Origin of the sequence: Pseudomonas gingeri (genome assembly GCF_013385635.1) — a bacterium.
Taxonomy (GTDB): domain Bacteria; phylum Pseudomonadota; class Gammaproteobacteria; order Pseudomonadales; family Pseudomonadaceae; genus Aquipseudomonas; species Aquipseudomonas gingeri_A.
Map to the genome: position 1 here is coordinate 120,746 of NZ_JACAPR010000002.1, position 20,312 is coordinate 141,057.

Annotated in this window: 18 protein-coding genes; 10 read left to right on the forward strand and 8 right to left on the reverse strand. The window is 62.0% G+C overall.

Annotated elements, in window-relative coordinates:
• Positions 1-72: 72 nt before the first annotated feature.
• Together HX851_RS01955 and HX851_RS01960 are read left to right on the forward strand one after the other, a co-directional pair.
• Positions 73-684 (forward strand): FMN-dependent NADH-azoreductase, encoded by a 612-nt coding sequence (locus HX851_RS01955; RefSeq protein ID WP_177064774.1) that lies wholly within the window; start codon positions 73-75, stop codon positions 682-684.
• Positions 685-953: 269 nt separating this feature from the next.
• Complete coding sequence (locus HX851_RS01960) at positions 954-1,985, forward strand: alpha/beta hydrolase family protein (RefSeq protein WP_177057069.1); 1,032 nt, start codon at positions 954-956, stop codon at positions 1,983-1,985.
• A gap of 1 nt (position 1,986) precedes the next feature.
• Here the strand turns inward: HX851_RS01960 and HX851_RS01965 are convergent, their stop codons facing one another.
• Complete coding sequence (locus HX851_RS01965) at positions 1,987-3,180, reverse strand: MFS transporter (RefSeq protein WP_177064776.1); 1,194 nt, start codon at positions 3,178-3,180, stop codon at positions 1,987-1,989.
• Positions 3,181-3,419: 239 nt separating this feature from the next.
• Positions 3,420-5,009, reverse strand: coding sequence for an ABC-F family ATPase (locus HX851_RS01970; protein WP_177057067.1), 1,590 nt, complete (start codon positions 5,007-5,009; stop codon positions 3,420-3,422).
• 400 nt (positions 5,010-5,409) lie between these two features.
• Between HX851_RS01970 and HX851_RS01975 the strand changes: the two genes are divergently transcribed.
• Positions 5,410-5,595 (forward strand): DUF2188 domain-containing protein, encoded by a 186-nt coding sequence (locus tag HX851_RS01975; RefSeq protein WP_177057066.1) that lies wholly within the window; start codon positions 5,410-5,412, stop codon positions 5,593-5,595.
• A gap of 83 nt (positions 5,596-5,678) precedes the next feature.
• Here the strand turns inward: HX851_RS01975 and HX851_RS01980 are convergent, their stop codons facing one another.
• Positions 5,679-8,099 carry an autotransporter family protein gene (locus HX851_RS01980; protein ID WP_177064778.1) on the reverse strand — a complete coding sequence of 807 codons (2,421 nt, stop codon included), beginning with the start codon at positions 8,097-8,099 and terminating at the stop codon, positions 5,679-5,681.
• 354 nt (positions 8,100-8,453) lie between these two features.
• On the opposite strand from HX851_RS01980, the gene HX851_RS01985 reads away from it, so the two are divergent.
• Both HX851_RS01985 and HX851_RS01990 read left to right on the forward strand, forming a co-directional pair.
• Complete coding sequence (locus HX851_RS01985) at positions 8,454-8,810, forward strand: hypothetical protein (RefSeq protein ID WP_177064780.1); 357 nt, start codon at positions 8,454-8,456, stop codon at positions 8,808-8,810.
• 48 nt (positions 8,811-8,858) lie between these two features.
• Entirely contained in the window at positions 8,859-10,010 is a 1,152-nt protein-coding gene (locus HX851_RS01990; protein ID WP_177057063.1) for a PQQ-dependent sugar dehydrogenase, read from the forward strand.
• Here the strand turns inward: HX851_RS01990 and HX851_RS01995 are convergent.
• The gene (locus tag HX851_RS01995; protein ID WP_177057062.1) at positions 9,989-11,095 is read right to left on the reverse strand and encodes a GNAT family N-acetyltransferase/peptidase C39 family protein; all 1,107 of its coding nucleotides are present in this window, start codon (positions 11,093-11,095) and stop codon (positions 9,989-9,991) included. The two genes, HX851_RS01990 and HX851_RS01995, sit on opposite strands and share 22 nt — an antisense overlap.
• 89 nt (positions 11,096-11,184) lie before the next feature.
• On the opposite strand from HX851_RS01995, the gene HX851_RS02000 reads away from it, so the two are divergent.
• Both HX851_RS02000 and HX851_RS02005 read left to right on the forward strand, forming a co-directional pair.
• Positions 11,185-12,771 (forward strand): RimK family ATP-grasp domain-containing protein, encoded by a 1,587-nt coding sequence (locus HX851_RS02000; RefSeq protein ID WP_256262355.1) that lies wholly within the window; start codon positions 11,185-11,187, stop codon positions 12,769-12,771.
• A gap of 9 nt (positions 12,772-12,780) precedes the next feature.
• Complete coding sequence (locus tag HX851_RS02005; protein WP_177057061.1) at positions 12,781-13,722, forward strand: magnesium transporter CorA family protein; 942 nt, start codon at positions 12,781-12,783, stop codon at positions 13,720-13,722.
• A gap of 166 nt (positions 13,723-13,888) precedes the next feature.
• Here the strand turns inward: HX851_RS02005 and map are convergent, their stop codons facing one another.
• Both map and HX851_RS02015 read right to left on the reverse strand, forming a co-directional pair.
• Positions 13,889-14,650 (reverse strand): type I methionyl aminopeptidase, encoded by a 762-nt coding sequence (gene map / locus HX851_RS02010; RefSeq protein ID WP_177064866.1) that lies wholly within the window; start codon positions 14,648-14,650, stop codon positions 13,889-13,891.
• Between the two features lie 11 nt (positions 14,651-14,661).
• Positions 14,662-14,862, reverse strand: a complete 201-nt coding sequence (locus HX851_RS02015) for a ParD-like family protein (protein WP_177057060.1) — start codon at positions 14,860-14,862, stop codon at positions 14,662-14,664.
• A gap of 259 nt (positions 14,863-15,121) precedes the next feature.
• Here HX851_RS02015 and ilvA point away from each other — a divergent pair, with 259 nt between their 5' ends.
• Positions 15,122-16,177, forward strand: coding sequence for a threonine ammonia-lyase, biosynthetic (gene ilvA, locus HX851_RS02020; protein WP_177064782.1), 1,056 nt, complete (start codon positions 15,122-15,124; stop codon positions 16,175-16,177).
• 12 nt (positions 16,178-16,189) lie between these two features.
• On the opposite strand, the gene eco is transcribed toward ilvA, so the two are convergent.
• On the reverse strand, positions 16,190-16,672 hold the full coding sequence (gene eco, locus HX851_RS02025; RefSeq protein WP_177057058.1) for a serine protease inhibitor ecotin: 483 nt from the start codon (positions 16,670-16,672) through the stop codon (positions 16,190-16,192).
• Positions 16,673-17,103: 431 nt separating this feature from the next.
• Between eco and HX851_RS02030 the strand changes: the two genes are divergently transcribed.
• The gene (locus HX851_RS02030; protein WP_177057057.1) at positions 17,104-17,373 is read left to right on the forward strand and encodes a DUF1652 domain-containing protein; all 270 of its coding nucleotides are present in this window, start codon (positions 17,104-17,106) and stop codon (positions 17,371-17,373) included.
• Positions 17,374-17,539: 166 nt separating this feature from the next.
• Positions 17,540-19,186, forward strand: coding sequence for a phosphoglucomutase (alpha-D-glucose-1,6-bisphosphate-dependent) (gene pgm / locus HX851_RS02035; RefSeq protein ID WP_177064785.1), 1,647 nt, complete (start codon positions 17,540-17,542; stop codon positions 19,184-19,186).
• A gap of 234 nt (positions 19,187-19,420) precedes the next feature.
• Here pgm and HX851_RS02040 read toward each other — a convergent pair whose 3' ends face one another.
• Positions 19,421-20,119: a pirin family protein gene (locus HX851_RS02040; RefSeq protein ID WP_177057055.1), complete on the reverse strand. Its 699-nt coding sequence runs from the start codon at positions 20,117-20,119 to the stop codon at positions 19,421-19,423.
• Positions 20,120-20,312: the final 193 nt, after the last annotated feature.

A 20,312-nucleotide genomic window follows, 5' to 3' on the forward strand; every position in this document is an offset into this window, starting at 1 on the left:
CAGTTATTGGTTTCACAAGTAGGATTATCTCAACTTGATCGCCGAGTGGCGATCCTCACTTGGAGATCCCACATGAAACTCTTGCATATCGATTCCAGCATCCTCGGTGACAACTCGGCCTCGCGCCAACTGAGCCGTCGTGTGGTTGACGCCTGGCAGGCCGCCGAGCCTTCGAGCGTGGTGACTTACCGCGACCTGGCCAGCGACGCCATCAGCCACTTTTCCAGCCTGACCCTGGTTGCCGGCGGCACCGCTGCCGAACTGCGTGACGCGGCCCAGCGTCATGAAGCCGAGCTCAGCGTTTCGACCATCGAAGAGTTCCTCGCCGCCGATGCCATCGTAATCGCCGCGCCGATGTACAACTTCACCATCCCGACCCAGCTCAAGGCCTGGATTGACCGCATCGCCGTGGCCGGCAAGACCTTCCGCTACACCGAAAACGGCCCTGAAGGCCTGGCCGGTGGCAAGAAGCTGGTGATCGTGTCCACCTCCGGTGGCCTGCATGTCGGCCAGCCGACCGGCGTGGCCCATGAAGATTACCTGAAGGTGCTGTTCGGTTTCCTCGGCATCACCGACATCGAATTCGTCCGCGCCCACGGCCTGGGCTACGGTGAGGAGGTTCGTGCCAAGGCCATGAGCGACGCCCAGGCACTGATCAGCGACACTTTGTTCGCCGCGGCGTAAAGCTTTTGTAAACGAGCAAGAAACTTCCGGTAACAAACACTAAACTCTGTACTCTGATCATGTGAATGATCAGGTACGGAGTTTTTTGCGTCTGCTGATCATGGTTTGGCGCGACTTATGCAGTCTTGTGCAATCAGGAGAGTAAGTGCTCTTCGGCATAGGCGCTCTGGAAAACCTCGAAAAGTCAGTCGAAGCCTCAGTGGAGCTTCAGTTTCAGGGAATGGCAGAGAAATTGGCTTGCTAATTACGCAGCAAAGGTGGGCATCCCCATGATGCGTCTTTGTGCAGTGTTACTGATCTGTTTGTCCGGCAGCCTCATGACGGTGCAGGCAGCGCCCCCGGCTCATTGGAGCGTGGGTTTCCATCGCCTGACGTTTCTTGATCCGCTGGATCTGCAGCCGATGAAGGCCATCGCCTTCTATCCGTCCACCGGCCGCGAGCAGCCGAGCAAGATCGGCGGCTACACCATCCAGGCCAGCGAAGATTCGCGTATCGCCATCGGCCGCTACCCGCTGCTGATGCTGTCCCATGGCAATACCGGTACGCCGCTGGCCCTGCATGACCTGGCAACCTCGCTGGCGCGCAAGGGCTTTATCGTCGTGGCCGTGCTGCATCCCGGTGACAACTACAAGGACCACAGCCGCCTGGGGACCTTGAGCAACCTCTACGGCCGACCGATGCAGATTTCCGAGGCCATTACCGCCACCCTCGGCGATCCGATGCTGTCGCCGTTCGTCGAGGCGGAACAGGTCGGGGTGATCGGTTATTCCGCCGGCGGCGAAACCGCGTTGATTCTTTCGGGCGCGCAACCGAATCTGGATCGCCTGCGGCGCTATTGCCAGGAGCGTCCGGAAGACAAGGACGCCTGCAATACCAAGGGCGAGTTGATCGTCGACCGCGACGACCTGCAGCCGGTTGCCGATCCGCGGGTGCATGCCCTGATGCTGATGGCGCCGCTGGGCCTGATGTTCGGTCGTCACACCCTGGCCGATGTGCATGTGCCGGTGCTGATGTACAGCGGCGACGGCGACAAGCTGGTGTTCCCCGACAAGAACGCCGCGGCCCTGGCCCGCAAGCTGCCTGTGGCGCCGCAGTTCAAGATGATCGCCGGGGCCGGGCACTTCGTGTTCATGGCGCCCTGCAGCGAAGAGCAGCTCAAGGCCACGCCAGGCCTGTGTACCGATCCTGAAGGGGTCAACCGCGTGGATATCCACCGCGACCTGATCTCCGAGGCCGGACGTTTCTTCAGCAAGACCCTCAGCGTGCCGAATCGCGGCGGTATGCAGACCGCCGATCAATGACTCAGCGTGCTACCGGGCGACGCGCCAGCAGCACGGTGACGGACAGGCCGGTGATCGACAGCAGCGCCGCGGTGAAGAAAATCCACGCATAGCCCAGGTTCAACGCCACCGCGCCCATCACCGGACCGGCGATGGCCAGCGCCAGGTCGAAAAACACCGCGTAGGCACTCAGTCCCGCACCGCGGCTGGAGTTCGGCACCTGGCGGATGGCTTCCACGCCGATGGCCGGGTACACCAGGGACAGGCCGAACCCGGCCAGCCCGGCCCCGGTCAGCGCCACCGCGGTGGACGGTGACAGCCAGAGCAGGGCCAGGCCCAGGGTTTCGATACTCATGCAGGCAATCGCCACCTTGAAGCCGCCGAAGCGGTTGATGCTGCCGATAAAGAACAGCCGCGCGAGGATGAAGCAGGTGCCGAAGACCGTCAGGCAATAGGCCGCGCCGATCCAGCCGCGACTGATGTAGAACAGGGTGATAAAGGTGGTCAGGGTGCCGTAGCCGATGGACGCCAGGGTCAGGCTCGCGCCATAGGGCGCAATGCGTCCGAACACTGCCCAGAAGGGCAGGCGTTCGCCACGAATCACCGGCACCGAGGGTTTGTTGCGGATCAGCAGCAGGGCTCCGGCGGCCAGCGTCGACAGGGCGATGCCGAGGCTGGAGAAACCATGCTCGGCAACCATCAGCACGCCCAGCGGCGCACCGATGGCGATGGCGCCGTAGGAAGCGATACCGTTCCAGGAAATCACCCGGGCGGTCTGCTCGGCGCCGACCTGGCCGATCCCCCAACTGATGGTACCCACGCCGATCAGGCCCTGGGCAACCCCCAGCAGCAAGCGTCCGAGAATCAGGATGGCCAGGCTCAGCAGGGGCAGGTGCTGCACCAGTGTCGACAGCAGGGTCAGCCCGCCGCTGAGGACGATCCCCGACAGGCCATAGATGATCGCACGCTTGGTGCCGACGCTGTCGGCCATGCGCCCGGCCATGGGCCGGCTGAGCAGCGTGGCCAGGTACTGCGAACCGATGGTCAGCCCGGCGATCACCGCACTGAAGCCCAGTTGCTCATGCACATAGCCGGGCAAGACCGCGATCGGCAGGCCGATGCAGAGAAAGGCGACAAAGGTGTAGAAGACGATGGAAACGATTTGCAGGGTGACGGTCAGGTTGCCGGGCTGGCGGGGAGGTTGCTGGGCGGACATGAGGGCTCGTTCGCGGGCGGGCGGTTGGAGAGCTTCATCATGGCGGGCCGGAGGGATAAAAGAAAGCAGGCTAACTAATTTTCTGCCGGCCTTTTAACGAAAGAGCGGTGTGTTGATCGTTCCCACGCTCCAGCGTGGGAATGCCTCTCTGGACGCTCTGCGTCCGCTTCTGTGACGCCGAGCGTCACGGGCTGCATTCCCACGCGGAGCGTGGGAACGATCAGGGTGATGAGCGTTTTTTAGAAGACTACGCCCTGGCTGCGCAGGTAGTCGTCATAGGTGCCGCTGAAGTCGATCACGCCGCTCGGGCTCAGCTCGATGATGCGGGTGGCCAGGGACGAGACGAATTCGCGGTCGTGGCTGACGAAGATCAGCGTGCCCGGGTAGTTTTCCAGCGCGAGGTTGAGCGCCTCGATGGATTCCATGTCCAGGTGGTTGGTCGGTTCGTCCATCACCAGCACGTTGGGCTTTTGCAGGATCAGCTTGCCGAACAGCATGCGGCCTTGCTCACCACCGGAAATCACCTTGACCGACTTGAGGATCTCGTCGTTGGAGAACAGCATGCGGCCAAGGGTGCCGCGCACCAGTTGCTCGCCGCCCTGGGTCCATTGACCCATCCAGTCGAACAGGTTGACGTCGTCTTCGAAGTCATGGGCGTGGTCCTGGGCGTAGTAGCCCAGTTCGGCGGCGTCGGTCCATTTCACGGTGCCGGCGTCCGGGGTCAGTTCGTTGACCAGGGTGCGCAGCAGGGTGGTCTTGCCGATACCGTTCGGGCCGATGATCGCCACGCGCTCGCCGGCTTCGACGGTGAAGCTGAAGTCCTTGAACAACGGGACGCCATCAAAGCCCTTGGCCATATGCTCGACGATGACCGCCTGGCGATGCAGCTTCTTGGTCTGTTCGAAGCGGATGAACGGGCTGACGCGGCTTGATGGCTTGACCTCGGCCAGCTGGATCTTGTCGATCTGCTTGGCGCGGGAGGTGGCCTGCTTGGCTTTCGAGGCGTTGGCCGAGAAGCGGCTGACGAACGATTGCAGTTCGGAAATCTGCGCCTTCTTCTTGGCGTTGTCCGACAGCAGTTGTTCGCGCGACTGGGTCGCCACGGTCATGTATTCGTCGTAGTTGCCCGGGAACAGGCGCAGCTCGCCGTAATCCAGGTCAGCCATGTGCGTGCACACGCTGTTCAGGAAGTGACGGTCGTGAGAGATGATGATCATCAGGCTGGAGCGCTGGGTCAGGATGTTTTCCAGCCAGCGGATGGTGTTGATGTCCAGGTGGTTGGTCGGCTCGTCGAGGAGCAGTACTTCCGGATCGGAGAACAGCGCCTGGGCCAGCAATACGCGCAGTTTCCAGCCAGGGGACACCTCGCTCATCGGGCCGAAGTGCTGCTCGATGCCGATACCCAGGCCCAGCAACAGTTCGCCGGCACGGGATTCGGCGGTGTAGCCGTCCATCTCGGCGAACTCGGTTTCCAGCTCGGCCACGGCCATACCGTCTTCTTCGGTCATTTCCGGCAGCGAGTAGATGCGGTCGCGCTCGGCCTTGACCTTCCACAGCTCTTCGTGCCCCATGATCACGGTGTCGATCACGCTGAATTCTTCGTAGGCGAACTGATCCTGGCGCAGTTTACCCAGGCGCACGTTCGGCTCCAGCATGACCTGGCCGCCGGATGGCTCGAGGTCGCCGCCGAGGATTTTCATGAACGTGGACTTGCCGCACCCGTTGGCGCCGATCAGGCCGTAGCGGTTACCACCGCCGAATTTGACCGAAACGTTCTCGAAGAGCGGCTTGGCGCCGAACTGCATGGTGATGTTAGCTGTGGAGATCAAGGAGCTTACCTATCAATAACTGAACTGTGGCCGGAGGCTGCAGATACCCGTTCGATACCCTTTTGCAACGTTTCCGGCTCGCTCCAACCGGAGCGTGAGGTTATCCAGCGGGCATAAGTCGACAGCAAGCTGCGCGCGTACAGGCCGAGTTGCCGTGATGTGAATGCGGGGTGGGTGCCAGACATTTCATCTATTGTCGCATACGTGAGACGACAGTTATATGGCGGCTGATCGTTGATTCGGCGCTTTTGTGCGCGATGATCCTGCTGAGCGCGAGATTTTCGCGGCTGGCGCGAGGCCGGTGGCGAGCCAGTCGGCGACGTACGGCCGGTCAATCGGCCTCGACCGGGTGTATGGTGGGGCGGCAATCCTCGGATATCTCACGTGAAGGGAGGTGGCTATGAGCGTTTCACTGCTCTCGAAGATGCATGTCAACGGCTACGAGGTAATCCACGCCAGCGGTGGTCCCTGGAAAGTGCGCACCCAGGCGGATCGATTGAGTTCGTTCAGCACCCGGGAAGAAGCCATGGCCTATGTGGTGTCGCTGCCGGTGCACAAGGTGCGGCGAGCGGAAAACAGCCGGTAACCGATGCGTTGACTCGCGCTTGAACCCCGGCACCGCCGGGGTTTTTTGCGTTCGCCACAGTGGCTGTGCACAGCGAGCCACGCCTACCAGCTCATGCGCACGCCGACGGTCGCGGAGACGGCTTCCTGCTGGCGGGCATCGATATTGCTGCCGTAGTCGATGCTGGTGTAGAGGCTGACGTCCCGGCTCAGTTTCGCCACCACGCCGGCCCCGAAGTCCAGGGTGCTGCCGGTATGGTCGGTCTTGATCGGATAACCGTCGAAGGTTGCGGTGTCGCGTCCCTTGAAGTCGTGCCAGAGGTTGCCGCGCACATAGGGCTCGACGGGTACGTCGCCTGCGACGTAAGAGCCTTTGGCACGCACGCCGATGCGACCCTTGACGTACTCCTGGGTGTCGAAACCGACTCGCGAGATGCCGTCGTCATCACTGTCCATGGAGACTTTCTGGCCGATCACCTGGACCTGGGGTTCGATGACCCAGCGCTCGGACAGCGGCAGCGGATAGCCGCTTTCCACGGACAGCGTCACGGCATGTCCCTTGAGGTCGAGTTTGACGCCACGGTCGGAGCGGGCGTTGCCGCTGTAGCGGGTGCCCATGGCGACGGTGTCGATATACCAGTCGGTGGGGCCGATCAGGGTCCAGTAGGCGCCCAGGCTGTCGCCGTTGAGGCGCAGGTTGCCGGCTTCGCGATCCTGGAAACCACCGGTGAAACCGCGCACGTCACCGTCCAGGCGGGCATGGCTGACGAACAGCCCGGCGTGTTGCCGGTAGCCATCCGCGCTGGTTGAGCCGAACAGGTCGTGTCCTGCCTGGAAACCCCAGACCGTGCTGTCCAGGCTCGGGTTGACGTCTCCCGTCCAGCTCTGCCGCGAGCGGCTGGCGAAGGTTCGGGCCCAGCCGGCCGGCAGGTCGCCGTTTTCCCGCAACAGGTTTTGCTCGCCCTGGCGTTCGTGGAAGGTGCCCAGGGTGGTCTGGGCCAGTAGCGCGGCGGCGGGCGTGACGACCGCGTCGATCGGTACCTCAGGACGGTAGAAGGGAATGGTTTCTCCGGGGGCGGGTGTCGGCAGGCCGGGGAAAACCGGTTGTGGCAGCGGCGTGACCGGTCCTTCCGGATCCGGCCCGGTCACGGCGGAGCGCAGGTACCAGTTGTTTTCCGTACCGGCGCTGACGCCGCCCTTGAACAGGTAGTAGTCGAAGGCCCCGGCTGACGCCGGGCCCGCCAGGCTGAAGGCGCCGGCGCTGCTGGTTGCACCCTGGGTGGCCTCGACGACCTGGATACCGTTCTGCAGGGTTTCGGCACCGCCACCGCCGAAGTTGCTGACTTCTATGGCGGTGGTCCCGGAGAGCGAGCCCTGGGATACCACCAGCCGGTCGGAAGGTGAGTCATCGCCGGCGAGGGTGCTGTTGAGCTTCAGGTGACCGCTATTGCCGACATAGTTGCCGACCACCGTGAAGCGATCGTCGGCCTGCGCACCGCCGCTGGTGAGGTTGATCGTACCAGCGTTGGTCAGGGTGACATTCTGTCCGGCGGTGAAGGCCGTGAGCACGCCGCTGTGGGAACTCAGGCTGCTACTGGCATCGATATCCAGGGTGCCCGTGCCGGTACCGACGTCTCCCAGCACCAGGCTGTCATTGAGGGTCAGTTGGCTGCCCTGGGTGAGTTTCACCGATTCCCAGTTGACGTAGCGCGCGCCATTGATCGGTGTGCTGGCCTGGAACGTCAGTTGATCGGTGCCATTGCCGCCATCCACCGACGGCGTGGAGGAGAGGGTGGCGTCCGAGAGGCCGTCGAGCAGCGCCTGGTCGTTGTCATCCCCCATCAGGATGGCGCCGTGGATAATACCGGCGTTGCGCCAGTTGAAGATGTCCGCGCCGGCGCTCATGCGGACTTCACCGTGTATCGTGCCGTCGGTGACCAGGACCTGATCGTCGCCGCCGCTGACGCTGATATTGCCGCCGATGGTCCCGCCGGTGAAGAGGATGGTGTCCTTGCCGAAGCCGGTCACCAGGTTGCCGACGATGGTGCCGCCCTGCATGTCGAACAGATTGTCGTCCAGTTTCATGTCGACACGTCCGATCGACCCGCCGGTCATGATGGCCCTGTCGCCATCTTCGAACTCGTCGACGATGACCCCGGCGCTCATCTGGAAGGTGTCGAGGCCGTCACCCTGGTGCAGCGACTGGATCTGTCCGCCGGTCATGGTGAAGTTGTCGGTGCCGCTGCCTTCATCGACATCGCCGTGGATGGTGCCGCCACCGATGACCACCCGGTCGTTGCCAGTGCCGAAGACCACCGGACCGGTAATGCTGCCGGTGCCGCCGGCAGGCATTGTCAGGCTGTTGTTGCCGGCGTTGTCGACGAGTGTCGGGGCGGTTCCGCTGTCGCAGGAGTAGTCATCGTTGCCGGCAGTGGCCGGAGCGAAGGTGCAAGCGGCGCGGGCGCCTTGCAGGGTTATCAGGAGGAAAAAGACAACACAGAGAGGGCGAAGCAGGAAATAAGGCATCGCATTTATCCTTTTTTCAAGGATAGGGCGTAGCCACCACGGCGCATGTTGAGGGCCCTACGCGCTCAACATGGGTGTTCGTGGGGGGTTATAACGTAAAAAAGACCCGCGCATAACTGTCAAAGTTGACAGGTTATGCCCGTGGCAAAACAGGCGTAATGTGAGAGGTTTGGTCCAGTGCTTTTTTCGTCGGGACACCGCCAGGCCAGCTTTTTCGCGATGTTGCCGCCGATTTGTTGAAGCATTCTGTCATATGAAATTTTTCCGTGGCGCGAACCTCGGGCGTAGGGTGTTATCCAATTCTTGATGGGCTGTTTGCAGCCAATAATGAATTCATCCTTCGAGAGAGGCGTCATGAACAGACTTGTCTTCGGTCTGACCCCCTTGTTGGTCATCGGCCTGCTGGTCGTTGCCATCCCCGCCGATGGCGCTGTCCTGAGTCCGACACCACCTGCGGCATTGCTGCTGGCGCAGAACCTGCCCAACAGCGACAACCCCTATAACAGCCCGATTCGCCGTGCCAACCCCAACAGCCGGCAAGGCTCCGAGTCGGCCACTCCGCCTGTACGCGGCCTCAATACCCAGCCAACGCCGCGCCCTTCGACGATCGAGAACGGGGCGATCCGCAATGGTTACCCGCGCGACCAGCAGGCGCCGATGGCGGTGCCGATCCAACCTGGCACTCGCGCCGATCCGAACCAGCGCCGCTGAGACGGAGTTGATGGCCAGTGTTTTTTCTCCAACCATAAGGAAATGCCCATGTTGCTGAAAACACTCCTGGCGACCTTGTGCACCGGCTCATTGATGAGCCTGCCCGTGCTGGCGGTCGATAGGGCGCCCCAGACCTTCCAGTCCGAACTGGGAGCGGTAACCGCCACGGAAATCGTCGATGGCCTGAAGCATCCCTGGGCCCTGGCGTTCCTGCCCGACAAGCAGGGCATGCTGGTCACCGAACGCCCCGGAAGCCTGCGGGTGGTGAGTCCCGACGGCAAACTGTCGGCACCGCTGGGTGGTGTTCCCGAAGTCTGGGCCAAGGGCCAGGGCGGCTTGCTCGATGTGGTGTTGTCGCCGTCGTTCAAGGAAGATCGGCTGGTCTACCTGTCTTACGCCGAAGGCGGGGGTGAGGGTGGCAAGGCCGGCACCGTGGTGGGGCGAGGGCAACTGTCGGCGGACCTGCAGCAGTTGAGCGGTTTCAAGGTGATCTTCCGCCAGGAGCCGAAGCTGTCGGTGGGCAATCACTTCGGCTCGCGCCTGGTATTCGACCGCGACGGCTACCTGTTTATCGCCCTGGGTGAAAACAACGAACGGCCGACGGCTCAGGACCTCGACAAGCTGCAAGGCAAGGTGGTGCGGATCTTTCCTGACGGCCGGGTTCCCGATGACAACCCCTTTGTCGGCCAGCAGGGCGTGCGCCCGGAGATCTGGTCCTACGGACATCGCAATCAGCAGGGAGCAGCGCTCAACCCCTGGACCGGGACCTTGTGGACCCACGAGCATGGGCCGCGGGGCGGTGACGAGATCAATATCATCGAGCGCGGCAAGAACTACGGTTGGCCGCTGGCAACCCATGGCATCAACTATTCGCTGCAACCGATCCCCGAGGCCCAGGGCAAGACGGTGAAAGGCACCGTGCCGCCCCACCATGTCTGGGAAAAATCCCCCGGTCTCAGCGGCATGGCGTTCTATGATGCCGATCGCTTTCCGAAATGGCAGCACAACCTGTTTATCGGTGCACTGGTGGCCCAGGAGCTGATCCGCCTGCAGTTCGATGGCGACAAGGTCATCCATGAAGAGCGCCTGCTGGGCGGACTGAAATCGCGGGTTCGCGATGTCCGCCAGGGACCGGACGGCTACCTGTATGTCCTCACCGATGCCGAGAACGGTGCGCTCTACAAGGTGGGCCTGGAGTAGACGATCACTGCCGCCCGCAGCTTGCTGTTGCCGAAGGCGCTCATCTTGTCGAATTCACCGTGGCTGACTGGCAGATGCTGGCAGTCCAGCGGTTGTCGGTGCTGGCTGTGGTCGACATCCGGATCGTGCAGGTAGACGAACTCCTCGTCGCAATCGGTCACGATCACCCAGTGTGGCGCCTTGGAGCGGGTCAGGCGGTAGCTGCTGATCAACACCAGTGGCTGGCCGCCGGCGGCCAGCAGGCGCGGTAGATCCAGGGCGCCGCCGAGCACCTGTTCGACATCGGTCTGCTGCAGTTCCTCTTCGAAGCCGTCATGTACCAGGCGCATGACGGCTTTTTTATGCTCGTTACGGACACCGTTGAGCAGCAGCGGACCGCTGATACTCACTTGCAGGCGCACCGCAAAGCCACGTCGCCAGGCTGCCAGCGCCAGGCCCTGGGGGCTGCAGCCGCCGTGCCCCGAGGTCATGAACACGGTGGTCGCTTCACGCCAGATCTGCACTTCTTCGCGACGCGAGGCCTGGCGCTGCGCCTGTAACGCGCCCATGGCCATCAGCAGGCAGGCCGGGCCGCAGGTGAACTCGGTGGTCTGGGCGTAATAGGGCACCTGGGCCTCACGGTTGGCGTGGTGCTGCAGGATGCGTTTTTCCAGGCGCAGGGCGTCGGTATGGTCCTCGTAGTAGTCGTTGATCAGGCCGAAGCGGCGATAACCGTTGTGCTCGTACAGGGCGATAGCCGCGTCATTGTCGGTGCGTACTTCCAGGCGCAGATAGGCGCAGTCATGCTCCAGGGCACAGGCCTCGCTGCGTTGCAGCAGCTGTTTGCCCAGGCCGATACCGCGCGCGTGGGGCGCGATGGCAATCGAATACAGGCGTGCCAGCGAGGTGCCGCGGTGAAACAGCACCAGGGCATAGCCGGCCAGTTGTCCGTCGGCCTGCTGGGCGACGATCAGCCGGGCGTGGGCCCGACTGACCATCCAGTGGAAGCTGCGGGCGGTCAGGCGGTCGGTGGTGAAACAATGCTCTTCCAGCTGCAGCAGTGCAGCCAGGTCATCGGTTGTCGCAAGGCGAAAGACGAGATCCATATAACCACCGTAAAAGTTGCGTAACGGAACGGGACTTTCTGAAAAGTTCGTGCTTAATAGAAAGCATCTTGTTCAACGGATCGATCTCTATGTCAGCGGTACAAGGTCATTGGCGCGAAGTATCCGGGCAAAGTTTGCCGGCAGCAATATCCACGGCAACTTATTTATCTCCGTCGAATAATCCTGGCAGTCAGTTGGTTATTATTGTCGAGCGCAAGGAAGACTGGGCTTCATACTTTCCCAGCGAGGATATCGTCACCGCCCAGGAGTACCTGGAACAGTCCCGTGTCAATGAGCCGGGCAAGCGCGTGCAGGTGATCAACCTGTGTCGCGGCTACAAGTACCTGGGCCATGGCTACTACTGCTCGTTGCTGGCCGAAGCCCGCGGACACAAGGTCATTCCCTCGGTGCGGACCATCAGCGAGCTGACCCGCAAGGCGCTGTACGGGCTGGCCCTGGATGACTTGGATAAAACCCTGGGCAAGGCCCTTGGCGATCATCTTTATCGGGATACCGAAGGCTTTACCCTGACGCTGTATTTCGGTACTACCGTTATCGAGCCGCTGCAGGAACTTGCCCGACAATTGTTTGAAGTATTTCCCTGTCCGATATTGCTGGTCGAGTTCAAGAAGAGCAACAGTTGGCATATCGAAGGGGTCAAGGCGGGGACTTTACAGAAGTTGCGCGAGGACCAGGAAGATCACTTCGCCCAGTCCCTCGACAGTTTCAGTCGCAAAATCTGGCGTGTACCACGTTCGCGTCGCCTGGCCCGTTATGACCTGGCAATCCTGCACGACCCCCAGGAAGCCTTGCCCCCTTCGAATGCCAAGGCGCTGGAGAGTTTTATCCGGGTCGGCAAGGGCCTGGGCATCGATGTCGAACTGATCGAGAAGAAGGACTACGGGCGGATCGCCGAATACGATGCACTGTTGATCCGCGAGACCACCAGCGTCGACAACCACACCTACCGCTTCGCCAAGAAGGCCGAAAGCGAAGGGCTGGTGGTGATGGACGACCCGGCGTCGATCCTGCGCTGCACCAACAAGGTCTACCTGACCGATCTGCTCAAGAGCCACAAGCTGGGCATGCCGGCGACCGAGATCCTCTACAAGGAACGACCGGAAGACTTCGAACGGGTCGGCGACCGCCTGGGTTTTCCGCTGGTGCTGAAAATCCCCGACGGCTGTTTTTCCCGTGGCGTGATCAAGGTCGAAAGCCAGCAGGCGCTGCTGGAAGCCACCGCCGAACTGTTCGAACACTCGGTGCTGTTGCTGGCCCAGGAGTTCTTCTATACCGAATACGACTGGCGCATCGGGGTGCTCAACCGCAAGCCGATCTTCGCCTGCCAGTACTTCATGTCCAAGGGGCATTGGCAGATCTACAACCACAAGGCCAAGGGCCAGGATGTCAACGGCGAATGCCGGACCCTGGCGGTTCACGAAGCCCCGCGTGCGGTGGTCGAACTGGCCGTGAAGACCGCCAACCTGATCGGCGACGGGCTGTACGGGGTCGACCTCAAGCAGTCCGGTGACAAAGTGGTGGTGATTGAAGTCAATGACAACCCGAACATGGACGCCGGGATCGAGGACGCCTACCTGCAGGACGACCTGTATGGGCTGGTGCTCGAAGAGTTTGTCCGGCGCCTGGAGCTCAAGCGTCGCGGTCAGGCCTGGTAGGGGGCGGCGATGATCAAGAGCTTCGAGTTGCAGCACGGCGCGCTGCAGGCAGTGGAACGCCTGGATGCCGGGGTGATGCTGTTCAGCAATCCCGATGCGGCGGAACGGGATCTGTTGCACAGCCATTTCAAGCTTGACGAGCATGCCCTGGCGTCGGCCCTGGACCCGGACGAGGTCTCGCGCATCGAGTTTCACCCGGACAATCTGTTCCTGATCTGGAAGCGCCCGCTGAACTATTCGGGGGCCGGCAGCCTGTCCTTCGAGGTGTCATCCTGCGGCCTGCTGTTCTGTGCCGAACGCCTGCTGGTGATCGCCACCGATGATGCCCAGCTCGACAGCCTCGGTACGCGCAAGGCCCTGCACACGCCGCTCGATGTGCTGCTGGAGATGCTCTTCAACAACATCCATCACTACCTCGGGCACTTGAAGGTGATCAAGATGGTCGCCCGCGAGCTGCAGCAGAAATTCTATGCGTCGATGGAAAACCGCCATCTGATCCAGATGTTCAACCTCAGCGAAAGCCTGATCTATTACATCAACGCCCTGCACAGCAACGGCGCGGTGTTGACGCGGTTGCGCAATCACGCCCAGAAGGAGGCCTTCAGCGAGCAGGCGATCGGCCTGATCGACGACCTGATCATCGAGAACAACCAGTGCTACAAGCAGGCCGAGATCTATTCCAACGTGTTTTCCGCGCTGATCGACGCCCGTGGCAACCTGATGAACAACAGCACCAACGGCCTGCTGCGCAAGCTGACACTGATCAACGTGGTGTTCCTGCCGCTCAACCTGATCGCCAGCATCGGCGGCATGTCCGAATACAGCATGATGACCGCGGGTACGCCGTGGTGGGTGTCCTATCCGCTGTTCCTCACGGCGATGCTCGTCGGGGCGGGGCTGATGGTGCTCGGGCTCAAGCGCATGGCCGGCAATACCGACCGGGCCACCTGAAGGCAGTACCAGACCCTCTAGGCGCCGGGCTTGCCCGCGAACCGGCGAAGCCGGCCACTTGATCGTTCCCACGCTCCGCGTGGGAACGCATCTCGCGACGCTCTGCGTCGCAAAGGCTGGACGCGGAGCGTCCGGGGCGGCATTCCCACGCGGAGCGTGGGAACGATCATGGGGGGAATCCAGGTTGCAGGGTCAGCACTTCGAAGCCATCGGCGGTGACGGCCACGGTGTGTTCCCACTGCGCCGACAGGCTGCCGTCGCGGGTTACCACGGTCCAGCCGTCCTTCAGGTCACGCACCCGGGCGCTGCCCTGGTTGAGCATCGGCTCGATGGTGAAGACCATGCCTTCGCGTAGCACCAGCCCGGTGCCCGGCCGGCCGAAATGCAGAACCTGCGGCTCCTCGTGCATCTGCCGGCCGATGCCATGCCCGCAGTACTCGCGCACCACGCTGTAGCCGTTGGCTTCGGCGTGTTTCTGGATCGCATGGCCGATATCTCCCAGCCGGGCCCCTGGCCTGACCCTGCGAATACCTGCCCAGAGCGCCTCGAAGGTCTTGTCCACCAGGCGTCGGGCCTGGGTGCTGACTTCACCGACCAGGTACATCTTGCTGGAGTCGGCGATAAAGCCGTTCTTCTCCAGGGTGATGTCGATATTGACGATATCGCCTTGCGCCAGGATCGCCCGGGCGTCAGGCATGCCATGGCAGACCACCTCGTTGATCGAGGTATTGATGGAGTAGGGGTAGTCGTACTGGCCCTTGCTGGCCGGGCGGGCCAACAGTTCCTGGCGGATAAACGTCTCCACCCGGCGATCCAGTTCCAGGGTCGACAGGCCCGCGGCCACCAGCCCGTCGAGCATGCTGAAGACCTCGGCCAGCAGGCGCCCGGCTTCACGCATCAGCGCCAGTTCGGCTGGCGTCTTGATCAGGCCCACAGGCATCAGCTGCGCCCTCGAATCAGGTCTTCCCTGTTCAACAGCAGGCGGTTGACCAGATCGTTGTAGCCCAGTTGTGGGTTGAGCTCGGCCAGCAGCCCGAGCTTGATCCAGAACTCGGCCTGTGCGTTGATCGAGCGATCCATGGCGGCACTGGCCATGCGCAGTTGTTCATGCAGTTCATCGGAGATCTTGACGATGCCCATGGGTTTCTCTCGGCTTGGAATATATGAATCGTATATGTTTCGTATATTTCCGGCAAGCAGGCAACGAATTCAGCCATTGACTTGCCCGGCGCTCCCGGCTAATTTCGATCCATGACCTGCACCCACATTCTTCCTCAGCCAAGCATTATTATCGCCATTCCTTATCTGGCGGGCTGACCTGTATCTGTTACCCAAACCCGCCTCCGAGGCGGGTTTGTTGTTTCTGTCTCCGAGGCCAAGCGATCACCCGGAGAGCCCCATGAGCAACGATACCGCCAGTCAACCACCGAGTAGAACATCACCGAGTAGCGAGTCCCTGCTGCTGGGCAGCTATGTGCGCAAGATCCTTGCGGCCCCGGTCTACGACCTGGCGATCCGCACGCCACTGCAGCCGGCCCCGGCGCTATCCCTGGCGCTGGGCAACCAGATCCTGCTCAAGCGCGAAGACCTGCAACCGACCTTTTCCTTCAAGATTCGCGGCGCCTACAACAAGCTGGTGCAGCTCGACGAGGCCCAGCGCCGTTGTGGCGTGGTCACGGCGTCGGCGGGCAACCATGCCCAGGGCGTGGCACTGGCGGCCCTCACTCTGGGCATCAAGGCAACGATCGTCATGCCCACCAGCACCCCCGAGTTGAAAGTGCAGGGCGTACGCAGCCGCGAAGCGACGGCGGTTCTGCACGGCGAGAGTTTTCCATTCGCCCTGACCCATGCCTTGGCGCTTGCAGAGGAGCAGGGCCATACCTTTGTCTCGCCCTTCGACGATCCCGAGGTGATTGCCGGCCAGGGCACGGTGGCGATGGAACTGCTCAACCAGCATCAGGGCGCGCTGGATGCGATCTTCGTTCCGGTCGGCGGTGGTGGCCTGATCGCCGGGATCGCCGCCTACGTCAAATACCTGCGCCCGCAGGTGCGGATCATCGGCGTCGAGTCGGAGCACTCGAACTGCCTCCAGTTGGCGTTGCAGGCCGGGGAGCGGGTGGTCTTGCCCCGGGTCGGGACCTTCGCCGATGGTGTTGCGGTCGCGCAGATCGGTGCATACGGTTTCGAGGTCTGCCGCCGGCATGTCGATGAAGTCATCACCGTCAGCAATGACGAGTTGTGCAGCGCCATCCGCGATATCTATGACGATACCCGGTCCATCACCGAACCTTCAGGCGCGCTGGCGGTGGCGGGTATCAGGAAATATGTGACGCTCAACCGGCTCAAGGGTCAGACGCTGGTGGCGATCAATTCCGGCGCCAATATCAACTTCGACAGCCTGCGGCATGTCGCCGAACGTGCGGCCCATTGCGGGCCGCAGGTTGCGCTGGGCTGACCGCTATGGCGGTTATTCGCTGACGGCCTTCTTGGTCAGCTTGGACGGTGTCCAGATGCGGTAGCGGATTTCCACGTCGTCCGGGGCGTAGATCACCAGCGGCAGCTTGCTGTTGTAGCGCAGCATGTAGCCGGTGCCGACCACCGGGACAAAGTCCTTCTTGGCCTTGGTGCCGGGTGGGCAGGCCATCAGCGTGGACACCGGGCCGCTGACGCTTTCCAGGCGGTAGTAGGAATAGCTCCAGCCTTCGAGGTTCTTTTCGTCGAGGTTGCCGCCCAGGCGTTTCTGGTTGCAATCGACGGGCAGGGTCTTCCCGGCGATGATTTCCACCCGGTGATCGGAGTCCTTGGTCATCTTCGGTACCCGGATGACCGTGCGGGTGAAACCATCTTCCGCTTTCGGGAAGGGGGCCAGATCCGATTTGTCGGCGGCGACCGCGCTGGCGGCAGTGGTCAAGGCCAGCAGGAATGTGGCGGCGATAGTCGTCGAATTCATGAGCTCTCTTGCCCTGTCAGGAGGGAGCTATCCCTCGTTTGAGTGGTGCAGCCATGACGGCATGCCGTATTGGATGCGGTGGTTTTTTCCGGGTACCCAAGTTACTTGCCAAGATAAGGGCAAATTGCACTATGCCAAAGCATTTTTCTTGCATTTTGCATAGCGTCACTTTGCTATTAGTGGGGCAAAGTCATTGTTTTTCCAGCAAACAATTATTCATCTTGGTGGGCATGTTTCCTGCTGCTTTCGAGTGGCACCCACTGGGCGGATTGTTGGACGAATAACCTTAACAGCCGAAAAAAAACGGCCTAGTCTTGAAGGTGGTTTCGTTGTCCAGGAGAGGACAGGGCCGGCCGCCCGTGGGTTGCGCGGCGGCCAATGGCCGTCACCACAATAAAATCTGGCAGCCTCATAGAACGGAGAGAGTAGCCATGCTATCGCTATCGACGTTGGAGTTACGCAATATCATTGAAAGCAGTTTCCTGCCGATGCGCTGCCAATGCACCCTGGGCGCGAACGAGTCCCTGACCGTCAAGGTGTTCGACAGGAAATCCGAACGGGTCGACCTGGTGGTGACCGGGATCTGCGCCTCGAAGCTGGACAGCAATCGCGCCATTTCCGAACTGATCGCCGAACTGCGCTACGACCTTGAGCATGGTCAGGACGGCCATTACGGCGAGGTGCGGGCGAAGGCCCGTTGACCCCCCCCTGAACTGACTTCATCTTTGTCCGGACGCCCCCGACAGCCAGGGGGCGTCGGCTGCAGAAAATCTTTCTCGTCATGGGATAGATACCTTAACGCCAGTGTCGAACTGCCAGTAAACTGCGCGCTTCCCCCTCGTACTCTTTGATTTCCAGAGGTTTTGCATGACACTCAGTCCTTTTGCGGGCAAACCGGCACCGGCACAGCTGCTGGTTGATATCCCGCGACTGGTATCGGCCTACTACACTGGCCAACCCGATGCAGCGATCTCCACCCAGCGTGTCGCCTTCGGCACCTCCGGGCATCGGGGCAGTTCGTTCGAGCTGAGTTTCAATGAATGGCATGTCCTGGCCATCAGCCAGGCCATCTGCCTGTACCGCCAGTCCCAGGGGATCGATGGCCCGTTGTTTGTCGGCATCGATACCCATGCGCTGTCCACCCCGGCCGGTGCCAGTGCCCTGGAAGTGTTTGCTGCCAACGGCGTGGAAACCATGATTGCCCAAGGCGATGAGTACACGCCGACGCCGGCGGTATCCCACGCCATCATCTGCTACAACCGCGGTCGCACTTCCGGCCTGGCGGACGGTGTGGTGATCACCCCGTCCCACAACCCGCCGGAAAGCGGTGGCTTCAAGTACAACCCGCCCAACGGCGGTCCGGCCGATACCCATATCACCAAGTGGATCGAAGCCAAGGCCAACGAGCTGCTGGGCAACCAGTTGGCCGGCGTGAAGCGCATCGGCTACGAGAAGGCGCTCAAGGCCGACACCACCCACCGTCATGACTATCTCAACAGCTATGTCGCCGACCTGGTCAATGTCATCGACATGGACGTTATCCGTGGCGCCAACCTGCGCCTGGGTGTCGATCCCCTGGGCGGTGCCGGCGTGCGCTACTGGTCGGCGATCGCCGATCACTACCGCCTGAACCTGGAAGTGGTGAACACCGAGGTCGATCCGACCTTCCGCTTCATGTGCGTCGACTGGGACGGCAAGATCCGCATGGACCCGTCCTCCAGCCATGCGATGCAGGGCCTGATCGGCCTGAAGGAGCGTTTCGACGTGGCCTTCGCCTGCGATCCCGACCATGACCGCCACGGTATTGTCACGCCGTCCGGTGGCCTGCTGGCGCCGAACAGCTACCTGGCGGTGTCCATCGACTATCTGTTCCAGAACCGCCCGCAGTGGCGCGCCGATGCGGCGGTCGGCAAGACAGTGGTCAGCAGCGGCCTGATTGACCGCGTGGCGGCCCGCCTGGGCCGGCGCCTGTACGAAGTGCCGGTGGGCTTCAAGTGGTTTGCCGACGGCCTGTTCGACGGCTCCCTCGGCTTTGGTGGCGAGGAGAGTGCGGGGGCATCGTTCCTGCGCAAGGACGGCAGCGTCTGGTCCACCGACAAGGACGGCCTGATTCCGGCCCTGCTGGCGGCGGAAATGACCTCGCGCAGCGGGCGTGACCCGAGCCAGATCTACCGTGGCCTGACCGACGAGCTGGGCGAGCCGTTCTCCGTGCGCGTCGATGCCAAGGCGACGCCGGCGCAGAAAGCGCTGCTGAGCAAGCTGTCGCCGGAGCAGGTGACCTCGACGCAACTGGCCGGCGAAGCGATCCAGCAGATCCTCAGCCATGCGCCAGGCAACGACCAGGCCATCGGCGGCCTGAAGGTCATGACCGAGAGCGGCTGGTTCGCCGCACGGCCGTCAGGCACCGAGGATATCTACAAGATCTACGCCGAGAGCTTTGTCGGTGACGATCACCTCAAGCGCCTGGTGGCGGAAGCGCAGGTACTGGTGGACGGAGCCATTTGCGCCAAGTGACCCTCCCTTGTGGCGAGCGGGCTTGCCGGGCGGCACTCTGAAACCTGCGAGCCCTGTCTATCGGATAACCGTGGTTTTGTGGCGAGCGGGCTTGCCCGCGCTGGGGTGCGAAGCACCCCTGAAACCAGCCGGCTCGGTCTGTCAGATGGACCGGGGTATTCGGTTTTACGACTGCTTCGCAGTCGAGCGTGGGCAAGCCCACTCGCCACACCTGCTGATCGCTCGGCAGTCCTTCTAGGCCAGATCCACCAGAATGATCTCGCTGTCCTGCACGGCGGTGATCCGCAGCACCTCTTCCTCGGCCACGGCCACGCCGTCACGTGCTTCGGCGCGCAGGCCATTGACCTCGATCACTCCGGTGGCCGGCACCAGGTAGGCGCGGCGCTTGCCGTCCAGGCGGTATTCGGCGCTTTCACCGGCCTTCAGGTTGGCGGCGACCAGGCGGGCATCGGCACGAATCCGCAGGCTCTGGTCATCGCCGGCCTTGCCACTGGCGAGGGTGACGAAACCTTCGCCACGCTCGCCCTTGGGAAACGGCTTGGCACCCCAGGAGGGAGCCGAGCCGGCTTCGTTGGGGATGATCCAGATCTGGAAGATCCTGGTGGGCGTCGATTCCAGGTTGTACTCGCTGTGGGCGATCCCGGTGCCAGCGCTCATCACCTGGACATCGCCGGCTTCGGTGCGACCCTTGTTGCCAAGGTTGTCCTCGTGGCTGATGGCACCTTCGCGGACATAGGTGATGATTTCCATGTCCCGGTGCGGGTGTTGCGGAAAACCGGTGCCAGGGGCGATCACATCGTCGTTCCAGACCCGCAGGTTGCCCCAGTTCATGCGCTGCGGATCGTGGTATTCGGCGAACGAAAAGTGGTGGTGCGCATCCAGCCAGCCGTGGTGAGCGCCGCCCAGGGTGTTGAAGGGCCTGAGTTGCAGCATGAGTCTTCTCCTGTTCAGGTTCGTCGTGGGCTGGCACGGGCCAGGGCAGGACGGTGACCGGTTGATGATGGTCCTATGATCGATCAAACCAATATCGATAAAAAGCGTAAATAATGCTTCAAAACAATCGATATAGTTGATGTTTTTCCGTGCCTCCAATGATGTCTCCACTTTCAATTCGTCGCCTAAACAG